Raw genomic sequence first — 12,534 nt, 5'->3', positions numbered from 1 at the left:
GCCCCTCCACCTCGCATTTGTTCTCCGTCATGGCCGACCGCGTCCTCATCTTCGCCGGACCCGATTACGAAGACCTCGAACTCTGGTATCCCAAACTGCGGCTGGAAGAAGCCGGGTATAAGGTGACGCTCGCGGGCGACGAGGCCGGCAAGAGCTACCAGGGCAAGCACGGCTATCCCTGCACGAACGACGCCGCGGTGGCGGACGTGCGGAGCGAGGACTTCGTCGCCGTCGTCTGCCCCGGCGGTTGGATGCCGGACAAGCTGCGGCGGGACCCCGCCGTGCTGCGATTGCTGAAGGAGTTCGACGCCGCCAAGAAGCCGATCGCCGCGATCTGCCACGGCGGCTGGCTGTGCTGCTCCGCAGACGTTTACCGCGGCGTGACCGTGACCGGTTCGCCGGGCATTAAGGACGACTGCGTGAACGCCGGGGCCGAGTGGGTGGACGAGCCGGTGCACGTCGACGGCCACCACGTCACCAGCCGCCGCCCGGGCGACCTGCCGGACTTCATGCACGGGTTGCTCGGGCTGCTGCGCGGTGAATGATGGGGCGGAGGAAGGACCCCCGTTCCCTGAATCGAGTTCTTCGATGCACCGTCCCCCCGTGCTGACGCCCGCCCTCGCCGCGGCCCTGCTGGCCGGCGCCCTCGCGGCGCCGACGGGCTTCGCACAGGAGGCGGACGGTGACGAAGCGCTCGCCCCGCTGATCGCCCCGCGACCGGCCCGGCAGGTGATCAGCGAAGAACGCATTGCCGCGGCGATCGAGGAGTTAGCTGCGGACGACTGGGCGACCCGCGAAGCCGCCAGCCGGCTGCTGGAGAGCGCCCCCGCCGCGACGGACGCCCTCAGAAAGGCGGCGACCGACGCCGACCCGGAACGCCGGGCCCGGTCGCTCGCGGTGCTGTCGGAGGGCGTCTGGCAGTCGGCCCAGCGCGGCGACGTGCAGGCCACCGCGGCCTTCGTCGACGCCCTCGCCAAGCTCATCGCCGCGGCCGACGCCGCCGACGTCGAGGCGCCGAATCCCGAGCCGAACCCGGAGCAGGCCCCCGCCCAGTTGGCCGCCCCCGAGCCGCTCCCCGCCGATTTGGCCCGCGTCGCGGAGGCCGCGGGGGCGGCGAAGTCGGCGTTGGGGCTCTTTCCCACCTCCGTGACTCCCCTCGCCATCGCCGAGGTCCGTCGGAACGGCGCCGCGGTGATGCGAACCGATCAGTTCAACCGTGGTTTCGGCCCGGCGTTCGGCGGGGGGAACACGGCCACCTGGTCGATCACGCTCGACGACCGCTGGACCGGCGGGGAGGAGGGCCTGCAACACCTGCGGTCGATCGCCGGCCTCAACCAGGTGCACCTCACCGACGACTGCCCCATCCCCGAGGCGGCCCGGGCCGGGATGGTCGCCGGGAAGTACGGCGACTTCGCCGTGGAGCGCCGCGGCAAGGCCTTCCTGGGCGTCTCGTTCCCCCCCAACGGCTCCGGCGGGTGCCAGGTCGACCGCGTGACCGCCGGCGGCCCCGCCTCACGGGCCGGACTGCGGCCGGGCGACCTGATCGTGCAGTTCGGCGACACCCCCATCAACACCCCCGCCGCCCTGCTGGACGCCATCCGCGAGGAGGGCGAGGTGGGAGAGGCGACGCCCGTCACCGTGCTCCGCGCCGGCCAGAAGACGGTGATCCCCGTCACCCTCGACCGCTGGCCGGACCGCCCGCTGACCGACCCCGACGAAGGCGGCTTCGGCCGGCGTCCCCAGCCGCTGCCCCAGCTCGTGCCACCGGCGGACCCGTTCGACATCCCCGCCGACGAGGCCGAAGGGAGCCCGGACGACGCGCCGCTGCCGCCGTTCAGTCCCGACCGGCCCGCCGAACGCGTCCCCGGCGACGGCGCCCCGGCGGACCTGGGCGACACCGAGGACTGATCGCGCCGATGGCAAACCCGCCCGCCGACGCCCCCGGTCCGCCGCTGGCCCCCGGTCCGCCGTTGGTCGGGGGGCCGATCGTGCTCGCCAGCCGCTCCCCGCGGCGGCGGGCGCTGCTGGAGATGATCGTGCCGCCGCAGCGCCTGCGGACCCTCGCCCCGCTCGACCCGGCGGAGGAATCGCTGGAGGGCCTGACGACGTGGCGGGAGATCGAAGCCGGTTTGCTCCGCATCGCCGACGCCAAACGGGATGCCGTGCTGACCCGCATCGCCGCCGGTGACTCGGCTGAGGAGGCGCCGGAAGAGGAGTTGGCCGGCCGGTGGAGCGCCGTGATCGCCGCGGACACCACGGTGATCGCCGGGCCGGCGGGCGGGGAGCTGCGGGACGGGGAGTTGACGACGCTCGGCCAGCCGCCGGCGGACGACTGGGAGGAGACGGTGCGCCGCTGGTTCCGCCGGCACTACATCGGCCGCACCCACGTGACCGCGACCGCGGTCAGCGCCGCCGTGCACGCCCCGGCCGGCCCGCCGTCGCCGCGGAACTCTCCGGGGCGGGGCTGCGGTCCGGTGCGCACCGCCCACATGGTGATTCGCACCCGGGTGACGGTGCGGGCCGACGCGGAGCGGCACCTCGACCGCCTGTTCGCCGCCGCCGAACCGCCCGGCCGGGCCGGGGGGCTGGCGATCGGCGGGCTGTTCGGGGCGCTGCTGGTCGAGCGGGTGGACGGCAGCCTCTCGAACGTCTCCGGCCTGCCGCTGCGGGAAGCGCTCGAACTCCTGGCCGGGCTGGGTGTGGACCTGTGAGCGAACTGTCCCCCTCCTCCCCGGGCCGCCCCCGGGCGACCCATGACGGCGGCGCATCCTCGGTCCCCCCTCTCCCTCCGGGGAGAGGGGCCGGGGGTGAGGGTGCGGCGCAAGCCGGGTCGTTCGGGACTTCGGCTGACACTGAACCGGGCGCCGCACGTCGTTCGGCCGCTGCGCGGACCCCCTCACCCCCGACCCCTCTCCCCCAGGGGGGAGAGGGGAGCCCCCCGGAGACCGGCTTCACGGTCGGCAACCGCCGGTTCGCCTCCCGGTACGTACTGGCCCCGCTGGCCGGGTACACGCACCTCGCCTTTCGCACCGCCATTCGAGAACTGGGCGGGCTGGGGCTGGCGACGACGGACCTCGTGCTCGCTTCGCACCTGCTTGAACAGAGCAAGAAGAGCCGGGACCTGCTGAAGACCTCGCCGGCCGACCGCCCCTTGAGCGTGCAGATCTTCGGCTCCTCCGCCGCCCAGATGGCCGACGCCGCCCGCTGGCTGGAGGACCACGGCCGCGAAGGGGTGGATCTCAACATGGGCTGCCCAATGGCGAAGCTGACCGGCTCCGGCGGCGGCGCCCGCCTGATGTGCGACGCCGGCGGGGCGGTGGCCCTGGTGAAAGAAGTGGTGGACGCCGTCTCGATCCCGGTGACGGTCAAACTGCGGCTCGGCTGGGACCGGGAGAACCTGAGCGCCCCGGCCCTCAGCCGGGCGTTTGTCGATGAGGGCGCCGCGGGCATCACGGTGCACGGGCGGACCCGCAGCCAGGGGTTCCGCGGGACGGTGGACCTCGGCGGGGTCGCGGCGGTCGTGGAGGCGGTGGACGGGTTGGCGCCGGTCGTCGGCAACGGCGACGTGCGGACCCCCGCCGACGCCGAACGCATGCGGGTCGAAACCGGCTGCGACGCCGTCGCCATCGGCCGCGGGGCGTTGGCGGACCCGTGGATTTTTCGAAGGCTCGCCGACCGCACCGCCGGCCGCCCGGAGCGGCTCCCCACGAACGCGGAGAAGCTCGCCTTCCTCCGCCGTCACTTCGGGCTGATGCAGGAGGACCGCGGCGAGTACGCCTGCGTGCTGTTCCGCAAGTTCGCCGCCTGGTACGGAGCGGTCCTCGGCGTGCCGGAGGACCTGGAGGACCAACTCCGCCGGTTCGAGACCCCCGCGGAGTTCGACGCGATCTGCGAGACGCTGGAAGACCGTATCGGCGAACGGGACAGCGACGTGCCGACGGCCTTTGTCAAAGTGCCCAACGGCCCCGTCGAACGCTGGTGAGCCGGCCAAACGCTGGTCGATGACGGTTCGGTGAGATCTCCCGGTCCTGCCGCCGTGCTCCTCTCCGTCACGCTGGCGACGGTCGCCGTGCTGACGACCGGCTGCACGCATCGCCAATTAGAGCAGACCGCGATCAGGCGTAGCGTGTATAGCCGCAGTGGCGGAGATAGTTCCGGCACTCGGACGGCGGGAAGCGGTCGAGCAGTTCGCCGATGCGGCGCCACAGCCCCTCGACCGTCCGCTCGCCCGCGGCCCGGATCAGACGCTTGAGCTTGCTGAACAGCAGTTCGATCGGGTTCAGGTCGGGGCTGTACGGCGGCAGGTACCGCGCCTTCGCACCGACGGCCCGGATCGCCTCCGCCACGCCCGCCACCTTGTGGGCGGCGAGGTTGTCCATCACCACCACGTCGCCGCGGCGCAGAATCGGCGCCAGATGTTGCCGGACCCACGCCAGAAACAGCGGCCCGTCGATCGCCCCGTCGACGACCAACGGGGCGACCGGGCCGTCGGCCCGCAACCCGCATAAAAACGTCGTGGTGCGCCAGTGGCCGTGCGGCACGGACGCCAGCAGCCGGCGTCCCCGCGGCGCCCACCCCCGGGTCGGGGTCATGTTCGTCTTGGCCCACGTCTCGTCCAGAAAGACCAGCCGCCCGGCCCGGAAGCCGCCGCGGGCCCGCCGCCAACGCCTCCGGGCGTCGGCGACGTCGGGGCGGGTTTGCTCGCAGGCGATCAGCGTCTTTTTTTATAGCGGAAACCGAGCCGGCGGAGTTCTCGTCGCAGCGTCTCCGCCGAGCAATTCAGCTTCAGATCGGCCTTCAGCTGCCGCACGGTGCGATCGGTCTCGGCGTTCATCGCGGCGACGATCTCCGCCTCCCGGCCCGCCAGCGCCCGCGTCCGTCCCGGCGCGGTCCGGGCGGCGGGGACCTCGTCCGTGCCGCTCTCCCGCCGCCGCTGGACCAGCCGCCGCACCCAGGCGGGACTGACGGCGAAACGGTCGGCCACGACCCTCGTCGGCTCGCCGGCGTCGCGGGCGGTCAGCACGCGTTCTCTCAGATCCTCCGAATACGCACGCACCGACTCGACTCCGTGAGCGGGATGGACGCCGGCATTTTGCCGTCGCCCCATCCGCTACGCCACACCTGGGTTTGCTCTAGCCCGCAGCACGGCGCTGACGGCCGGCACGGTGGTCGATATTCAGTACGAAACCGTGCTGAACAACCTCGCTCGGATGCACCGCAACCCCTGCGATCTGCCCAGCCACATCGACCTGGCGGACGGCGTGGTGCAGATCTCCGACGAAGCCAGCTTCGGCCGGGCGGGCGGATTCGAGGCGTTGCCGGTCGACGGCGGGTTCGGGATCAGCCAGTTCGGTCCCGCGGCCGGTCGGCAGGTCTCGGAGCAGTGGGGCGCCGACGCCACCACCGACCCGCAGCGGCTGGTCGATCTCCAGGACCTCTACCGGGCCGCGATGGGCCTGGCGCCGCTGCCCCCGCCTACCGCGATCGCCCTGCTGCGGAAGGAGGACGAACGCAGCGGCCGCAATGTGGACGCCACCCCGATGAGGGGGACCGAAACGGACGCCCTCGCCGCCCCCTCCGAGGGCGACGACGACGGCTCGTCGGAGGGATCAGGCAGCTCTTCCTCAAGCGGCTCCTCCTCCGGGCCGCGGAGGGTGCCGATCGAGGTGTTGCTCTCGGACGTGCCCCCGCCGGGCTGGTACGGGGTGGGTTCCAAAAAGGACGTGCCGGAGTGCGCCTGCCATGTCGGCTGCTGCGGGGGCACCTACGTCTGGGTGACGCCCGACGGCCTGCCGAGCCTCAGCCGCTTCACCGTGACCGTGCTGGCCGTGGTGAAGTTCAAACCCGGCCCGAGCGGCGGCGGCAGCGGGTTGGTGGTGACGCCGTAGCGGCGTTCAGGGGGCCGATTGGGGGCTCTACTCCCCCGCGATCACGCCTTCCTCCGGGCTGCTGGCGGTGGCGTAGAGCTTCTTGGGAATGCGGCCCGCTTTGAACGCCAACCGGCCGGCGGCGCAGGCGTGCCGCATGGCGTGGGCCATGCTCAGCGGGTCGCGGGCCCCGGCGATGCCGGTGTTCAGCAGCACGCCGTCGCAGCCCAGTTCCATCGCGACGGCCACGTCGCTGGCGGTGCCGACGCCGGCGTCGCAGATCACCGGGTAGTCCGGGTCGTTCTCCTTCAGGTACTCCAGGCAGATGCGGAGGTTGTTCGGGTTGAGAATCCCCTGACCGCTGCCGATGGGCGAGCCGGCCGGCATCACGCTGGTCGCCCCGGCCTCCTTGAGCCGCTTCGCCGTGACCGGGTCGTCGGTCGTGTAGCAGAGGACCTTGAAGCCGTCCGCGACGAGCTGCTCCGTCGCCTCGAGCGTGCCCAACGGGTCCGGCAGGAGGGTCTTCTTGTCGGCGAGGACCTCGATCTTCACCCACTCCGCCCCTGGGTTGTCGAGGCCGTCCAAAATCTCCCGCCCCAGCCGGGCGACGCGGACGGCGTCCTCGGCGGTGAAGCAGCCGGCGGTGTTGGGCAGGATCGTGTACCGCGACAGATCGAGGTAATCGAGGAGGCTCTTGCCGGCGCTGTCGATCAGCCGTTCGCGGCGGACGGCGACGGTGACGACCTCCGCCCCGCTGGCGTCCAGGCAGGCGGCCATCTGCTCCGGCGTGGCGTACTTGCCGGTGCCGACGATCAGCCGGCCGGACAGCGTGTGCGAACCGAGTTGCAGGGGATCGGGGGCGGCGCTCATCCGCGGATCATAAGAAATGGAACCGCGACCGTCAGGGAGCCGGCTCCCTGACGGTCGCGGTTCCAGGAAGTCCGCTCGCCGCGACCTAGCCGCCGCCGACCAGCGTGACGATCTCGATGCGGTCGCCGCTTTGCAGCGGCGTCTCCGCGTGTTGGCGGCGGGGGACGAGTTCGCGGTTGCGCTCCACGGCGCTGCCGCGGGTCGGCACGCCGAGTTCCTCCAGCAACCCGGCCACGGTCAGGCCGGCGGGGAACTCGCGGGGCTCGCCGTTGACGGTCAGGGAGAGGCCGGCGGTGGTCGGGGCGGGCGGGGTCATACGTCCTTCCCCGCGGGTTGGCGGGTGAGGCCGGGGGCGGCTTTCACCGGCGACCGGCCGTTCGGCGGGCCGGGCCGGTGCGGGGCGGGGGGCGGCTTGGGGGCGGGGGCGTCCGGGGCGGCTTCGTCCTCCTCCCGGGCGACGGCTTCGACGATGCGTTCGGCGAGTTCGTCCATCCGCATCACCAGCGATTCCACCCGGCCGGAGAGGTAGAAGTAGAGCGTGAGCGCGGGGATGGCGACCGTCAGCCCCAACGCCGTCGTCAGCAGGGCGGTGACGATGCCGGCGGCCAGTTGGTCAGCGTCGCCCATCGCCCCCTCGCCGCCGGCGATCTTGGCGAAGGCCAGGATCATGCCGATCACCGTGCCCAGCAGCCCCATCAGCGGGCTGACCGTGGCGACGGCGTTCAGCACCCGCAGATGCTTGCGGAGGTGCGAGACCTGCCGGGCCCCGCCGTCGATCACCGCCTGTTCGACCTCCATCGCCGGCCGGCCGCTCTTCTTCACGGCGTGCCGGAACACCTCCGCGACAGGGCTGCCGTTCTCTTCGCAGATCTCCCGGGCCTCCTCCGGGGAGATCCGACCGGATTCGACGAGGTTCAGGAAGCGGCTGACGAACTCCTTGGGAATCACCCGGCCCGGCCGCAGCACGACCAGTCGTTCGACGCCGAACCACAGCGCGATCAGGCTGGCGACAAGGAACGGCGCTGCGATCACCAGCAGGTCGCCGAGCGTCAGCCCCATCAACCACGGCTCCCCGCCGAACAGGCCCCCGCCGGGCGCCGCAGGGGCCTCCGCGGCCGCCGGACCGGGGGCCGGCCCCGCCTCCTGGGCGAACAGCGCCGGTCCCGGCGAGAGCAGGGCGGGCGCCAGCGCGAGGCCGCAGGCGATCAGCAGTCGAGCGGCCAACGGCACGGGCGGGCGGGAGATCGGGAGACGAACGGACGGGGACGGGACAGGCCGGGGAATCATGCGGCCCGGGTCAGTCGGCCTTGAGGGCGGCGAGCTTCTCGGCGGCGGCTTTGGCCTCCGGGGTGTCGGGGAAGTCGGCGAGGACTTCCTCGTAGGACTTGCGGGCCAGTTCCCGGTCGCCCAACTGCTCGTCCATCTCCCCGGTCTTCAGGCCGGCCAACGCCTTGACCGCGTCGGTGGAGCCGTTCAAGTTCAGGTTGAGATAGACGTCCCGGGCCTTGCTCAGCAGAGCCTTTTTGGCGGCTTCCTCCGAGGCGGAGGGGAGGCGGAGCAGGGCGAGGTCCGCCAGCAGGAACTGGGCGCGATCCCACGCCGCGGTGCCGTTGGCGAGCGGGTCGTTCACCACGGAGGCGGCGAGCTCTTCGGCCCGGTCGAAGTCCGGCGGGGCCTGCTGCTTGAAGCGACGGGCGTGAATCTCCCGCGCCTCGAACAGATCCGGCGGAGCCGGCCGCCAGGCTTCGAGTTCCTCCACCAGCCGGTCCACCTGCTCGTAGTCTTTGGCGAAGAACGCCTCGTTCGCCCCGAGAATCCACGGCCGGGAGGCCCAGTCCGGCCGGTCGGCGGCCTGTTCCGGCACGTTTAGCGAGACCAGCGCGGCCCGGGCGTCGGCGAGGTCGTCGCGGGCGGCGGCCCGCAGGTCGGCGGCTTCGTCCGGCTTTTCCACGGCCAGTCGCACGCGGGCCTCGGCGGCCAGCAGACGGGCGATCGCGGCGGCCCGGGTGTCGGGGAACCGCTCCGCCAGCGGGCCGGCGGCGGCGACCACCGCGGCGGGATCGCCCGCCGCCGACAGCGCCGTCAGGTAGGGTTCGACGGCGCCCTCGGCGGTCTTGTCGTCGGTCGTGATGGGTTCGTCGTTCGCCGGGCTCAGCAGGCGGGCCAACCGGCGGACGGCGTCCGCCGGGCGGGGCGGGCTGGCCAGCAGGTCGCTCTCGGCGAGGATCAGCAGGGCCTTGTCCGCCTCCGCGTGGTCCGGGGCCTGTTCGACCAGCGTGGCGTAGACGGCGTCGGCGTCGGCGTAGCGCTCGGCGGCGTACAGCGTCGTGCCCCACTCCCACAGCAGCGGGCCGGTGCGGGAGTTGGGGAACTTCTCGTACAGCTCCGCGTAGGCCTCGCCGGCGTCCTCGGCCCGGTCCGGCTGGCTGCGGAGGAAGCGGGCCCGCTCCAGCCCGGCGATCCAGGCGTCCTGAAGCGGCCCGGCGCTCTCCGCCCCGGCGGGGGCCGGCTGGGCGGGGGCGAGCTGCTTCCAGGCCGTCCGCAGGGCGGTCTCGGCGGCGTCGCGGTCGTCGGTCCGGGCCAACGAGACGCCCAGTTGCGTCAGGGCCTCGTCGAATCCCTCGGTCTGCGGCAGGTTCTCCACGACGGTGCGGTAGGCGTCCGCGGCCTCGGCAAACCGATCGCGGTGGTAGTTCGACCAGCCCAGCAAATTGAGCGCGTCCGCCCGCAGCTCGGGGTCCGTTGCATTGGCATCCGCGGCGATCGGCGCGACGAGGTCGGCGGCGGTCGTGGCCAACGCGGTCCGCTTGTCCGACCGGTTCTCCGCGTCGGCGGGCAGCGCTTCCAGTTCGGCGATCGCCCGGTCGGCCAGCCGCACGGCCAGCCGGTCCGTCCGCGGCGAGCGGCCGGCGGCCCGTGCGGCCTCGTAAGCGGCGAGGGCGGCGTCGAAGTCCCCCGCCTCCGCGGCGGCGTCCGCCATCGCCGCCCGCACGTCGGCGGCCCGCGGATCGTTCGGGAACAGATCGAGGAACCGCTCGCCGGCCTCCGCAGCGGTCTCCAGTTCTCCGGCGGCCCGGGCGGCGGCGGCGGCCAGGGCCAGCGCGTCCCGTAGGGCGGCGTCGTCCTCCCCGGGCTTCAGGCTGTCCGCGACCGACAGGAACCCCTTGATCGCGTCGGCCAACTCACCCCGCGCCCGCAGCGATTCGGCCCGCCGCAACGCGGAGTCCCGCCGCACGCTCGCCGGGGCGGTCTGGTCGGCGGCGAGGGCGGCGTAGCGGGCTTCGATCGCCCGACGCTCCGGGGCGTCGTCGGCGGTTTTGAGGTCGGCCTCGTCGAGACGGGTCAGCAGGAACGCCACCCGCGGCTCGTCCGCCGCGGCGGGGTTCAGTTTGAGCGCGTCGGCGACGAGCTGGCGAGCGGGGGCCGGGTCGCCGTCGCGGAGGGCGGCGGTCGCCTGCGCGATCAGCAGGCGGGCCGACTCTCCGGCGGCGGCCTCGGCGAGGGGCGACTGCGGGTCGGCCGCCCGCACCTGTTCGAACTTCGCCAGCGCCGCGGCGCGATCCTCGGCCTTCGGCGAGTCGGCCAGCAGGATGCCCCAGCGGTACAGCACGTCCGGGACCCAACGGCCCTCCGGGGCGAGCGAGCGGGCGATCTGGTAGTCGGCGGCGGCGGCCTCCCGGTCGCCGGCCCGCTCCGCGGCCCGGCCGGCCCACAGACGGGCCAGTTGGGCCTGCTCCGGGGCGGCGAGGTCGGCGGCGGCCCGCAGATCGACGGCGGCGGCCTCGTCCTCGTTCAGTCGGTACAGGGCGAAGCCGCGGTTGATGCGGCCGTCCGTCAGCAGGCCGCGGGTCGGCTCGCGGTCGATTAGTTCGCCGAACGTGTCGGCGGCTTCGCGGTACTGGCCGCGGCGGTAGTCCAGCAGGCCGAGATCGCGGAGGGCCTCGTCCGCCTCCGGCCGCTGCCCGGCGGCGGCGCGACGCAACTCGGCGGCGGCGGCGTCCGCGTTCCCCTGCTCGGCGAGGATATTGCCGAGCGCCCGGCGGGCGTCGGTCAGGGTGGCGGGGTTGGCGTCCGCGTCGTTCGCCGTCGCGTTGAGGTATTGCCGCACCGCCCGCTCGGCGGCCGGCAGATCGCCGGCGGCCTGTCGGGCCTTGCCCAGCGGGAGCAGGGCGGCGTCGGCGAGCGGGTCCGCGGGGTAGTCGGCCCGCAGTTTCTCCAGTGCTTTGACGGCGGCGGCGGGGTCGTTCAGGGCGGTTTCCGCCAGCCCGATCCGCAGCAGGGCGCTGGGGGCGTAGTCCTGATCGCCGGGGGCGTCGTCGGGCCGGGTCAGGGCGGCCCGCAGGGCGTCGCGGGCGGCGGCCATCTCGCCGTCTTCATACAGACTGAAGCCGCGGAAGAGGGCGGCCCGCTTGGCGAACTCGTGGTCCGCGTGCTCGGCGAGGAAGTCCGCGAACTTGCGAGCGGCGTCCGCGTACCGCTCCTTCTGATACAGCCCGGCGGCGAAGCGGAAGTCCTCCGCCGGCGGGCCGGCGAACGCCGGCGACGCGACCGGGCCCAGGGCCAACGAGCCCGCGAGCAGCCCCGCGGCGACGACGCGGAGGACGGCGGGACGGACGGGCGGACCGGGCAAAGCGAAACCGTCGCGGCGGGGCGGGGGATGGATCGAATCGACCCGGCGGCGGCGGCCCCCGGGCGGCGGCGGGGCATCGTACGACCCCCGCGCCTCGCCCGACAAGACGCCGCACGCCCCCCGCCGCGATCTCCCCCCGCCGCGTCCCCCGGCGGCGGCGCAGCTTCACACGGCCCGGACGGCTTTGGACGACTTGGCAGCCCGAGGCGCGAGCCGAGGCGTGTGAGTCCGGCAACCTCACGCAGCCTCGGCTCGCGCCTCGGGCTGCCAAGCTCCTTGCCCCAAACGAAAAGCACGCCCGCCGGGAGGGCCCGGCGGGCGTGCGAGCGGTCGGCGGCGGGGGCTCGCCGACGGCTCCGTACAGATTGTCGACTCGGTGTTGTCCCTCGACTCAGGACGGTTCGTCGACTCAGTACTGCTTGTCCGGGTTGCCGCACTGAATCAGGTGGTCCTTGTCGATGTAGACCACTTCCTGCGACTCGTCCACATGTTCGAAGGGGATCGGCCACATGCTGCGGATCGTCTTCTCGTAGTAGACGGTGCACTTGTAGTGGCACTTGTGCAGCCGGGCCGGGCCGAGCAGCGGGTAGAACTTGCAGTCATCCAGGTCGTCGACGATCGGTTCGACGATCATGCGGACGTTGTTGTGGAAGGTTTCGGCGAGGAAGGGCACGCCGCCCTCGACTTCGTCCGGCATGGCCCGCACGACCTCGTCCGGGCTCGGCGGGTCCAGGCAGAAGATCGGGGCGAACTCGCCCTCGACGGCCGGCAGCACGGTGACGCGGCCGTAGCGTTCCTCTTCCCAGTAGGTGTCTTCGATCTGGTCGGAGACGAATGCGGTGACGGGGATCAGCGGCGTCGTCTGCCAGAAACCCGCCCCGGTGAAGGCGACGTCGACGAAGCCGGTGAACAGCCTGAAGCCGCCCGGAGGGGCGAAGCAGCCGGGAAGCACGCACAGCAGGGCGAGCGGGATCAGCGCGGCGGCCCGGCGACCGGGCGTGGAGGTGGTCCGGGGCATCGGGGTCCTCGGGGGATAGGGCCGGGTGAAGGGCCGGTGTTGGAAACCGGCCGGGTGCCGGGACGTGAACCGGCCAGGCGCCGGGACGTGTCGTTGGTAGACGTGTCGTTGGTATCGGCGCCCCGACTCGCCCGGCTTGGGGCGAATAT

11 protein-coding genes are annotated in these 12,534 nt (G+C 73.1%); 5 read left to right on the top strand and 6 right to left on the bottom strand.

Annotation, left to right across the window (positions count from 1 at the left end; translation table 11 throughout):
- Positions 1 to 29 precede the first annotated feature (29 nt).
- From CA12_RS01935 to CA12_RS01920, 4 genes are all read left to right on the top strand, one after another.
- A complete protein-coding gene (locus CA12_RS01935) occupies positions 30 to 545 on the top strand; it encodes a type 1 glutamine amidotransferase domain-containing protein (protein WP_145357055.1) in 516 nt (171 codons plus the stop codon).
- A 43-nt stretch (positions 546 to 588) separates the two neighbouring features.
- Positions 589 to 1,908 carry a PDZ domain-containing protein gene (locus tag CA12_RS01930; RefSeq protein ID WP_145357053.1) on the top strand — a complete coding sequence of 440 codons (1,320 nt, stop codon included), beginning with the start codon at positions 589 to 591 and terminating at the stop codon, positions 1,906 to 1,908.
- Positions 1,909 to 1,916: 8 nt separating this feature from the next.
- Positions 1,917 to 2,711: a Maf family protein gene (locus tag CA12_RS01925; protein ID WP_145357051.1), complete on the top strand. Its 795-nt coding sequence runs from the start codon at positions 1,917 to 1,919 to the stop codon at positions 2,709 to 2,711.
- Positions 2,712 to 2,989: 278 nt separating this feature from the next.
- Positions 2,990 to 3,982: a tRNA dihydrouridine synthase gene (locus CA12_RS01920; protein ID WP_145361247.1), complete on the top strand. Its 993-nt coding sequence runs from the start codon at positions 2,990 to 2,992 to the stop codon at positions 3,980 to 3,982.
- Positions 3,983 to 4,115: 133 nt separating this feature from the next.
- Here the strand turns inward: CA12_RS01920 and CA12_RS23180 are convergent.
- A protein-coding gene (locus CA12_RS23180) for an IS630 family transposase (RefSeq protein WP_145357049.1) occupies positions 4,116 to 5,107 on the bottom strand; the annotation gives its coding sequence in 2 pieces (ribosomal slippage) (positions 4,116 to 4,724 and positions 4,727 to 5,107; 990 coding nt in all).
- Between the two features lie 58 nt (positions 5,108 to 5,165).
- Here CA12_RS23180 and CA12_RS01910 point away from each other — a divergent pair.
- A complete protein-coding gene (locus CA12_RS01910; protein ID WP_145357047.1) occupies positions 5,166 to 5,888 on the top strand; it encodes a hypothetical protein in 723 nt (240 codons plus the stop codon).
- Positions 5,889 to 5,915: 27 nt separating this feature from the next.
- Here CA12_RS01910 and CA12_RS01905 read toward each other — a convergent pair whose 3' ends face one another.
- From CA12_RS01905 to CA12_RS01885, 5 genes are all read right to left on the bottom strand, one after another.
- The gene (locus tag CA12_RS01905) at positions 5,916 to 6,737 is read right to left on the bottom strand and encodes a thiazole synthase (protein ID WP_145357045.1); all 822 of its coding nucleotides are present in this window, start codon (positions 6,735 to 6,737) and stop codon (positions 5,916 to 5,918) included.
- Between the two features lie 85 nt (positions 6,738 to 6,822).
- Positions 6,823 to 7,053, bottom strand: coding sequence for a sulfur carrier protein ThiS (gene thiS, locus CA12_RS01900; RefSeq protein WP_145357043.1), 231 nt, complete (start codon positions 7,051 to 7,053; stop codon positions 6,823 to 6,825).
- Positions 7,050 to 7,967 (bottom strand): MotA/TolQ/ExbB proton channel family protein, encoded by a 918-nt coding sequence (locus CA12_RS01895; RefSeq protein WP_242688101.1) that lies wholly within the window; start codon positions 7,965 to 7,967, stop codon positions 7,050 to 7,052. Before CA12_RS01895 ends, thiS begins: the two co-directional genes overlap by 4 nt.
- A gap of 67 nt (positions 7,968 to 8,034) precedes the next feature.
- Positions 8,035 to 11,367, bottom strand: coding sequence for a tetratricopeptide repeat protein (locus CA12_RS01890; protein ID WP_165700501.1), 3,333 nt, complete (start codon positions 11,365 to 11,367; stop codon positions 8,035 to 8,037).
- A gap of 409 nt (positions 11,368 to 11,776) precedes the next feature.
- Entirely contained in the window at positions 11,777 to 12,385 is a 609-nt protein-coding gene (locus tag CA12_RS01885; RefSeq protein WP_207622108.1) for a hypothetical protein, read from the bottom strand.
- Positions 12,386 to 12,534 lie beyond the last annotated feature (149 nt).

The organism is Alienimonas californiensis (assembly GCF_007743815.1).
In the GTDB taxonomy this organism is placed as follows: domain Bacteria; phylum Planctomycetota; class Planctomycetia; order Planctomycetales; family Planctomycetaceae; genus Alienimonas; species Alienimonas californiensis.
This window is presented reverse-complemented; position numbering and strand designations above follow the sequence as displayed.

Bases quoted from the DNA above. Each gene is read 5' to 3' on its own strand.
- CA12_RS01935 (WP_145357055.1), top strand. From the start codon at position 30: ATGGCCGACCGCGTCCTCATCTTCGCCGGACCCGATTACGAAGACCTC.
- CA12_RS01930 (WP_145357053.1), top strand. From the start codon at position 589: ATGCACCGTCCCCCCGTGCTGACGCCCGCCCTCGCCGCGGCCCTGCTG.
- CA12_RS01925 (WP_145357051.1), top strand. From the start codon at position 1,917: ATGGCAAACCCGCCCGCCGACGCCCCCGGTCCGCCGCTGGCCCCCGGT.
- CA12_RS01905 (WP_145357045.1), bottom strand. From the start codon at position 6,737: ATGAGCGCCGCCCCCGATCCCCTGCAACTCGGTTCGCACACGCTGTCC.
- thiS (WP_145357043.1), bottom strand. From the start codon at position 7,053: ATGACCCCGCCCGCCCCGACCACCGCCGGCCTCTCCCTGACCGTCAAC.
- CA12_RS01885 (WP_207622108.1), bottom strand. From the start codon at position 12,385: ATGCCCCGGACCACCTCCACGCCCGGTCGCCGGGCCGCCGCGCTGATC.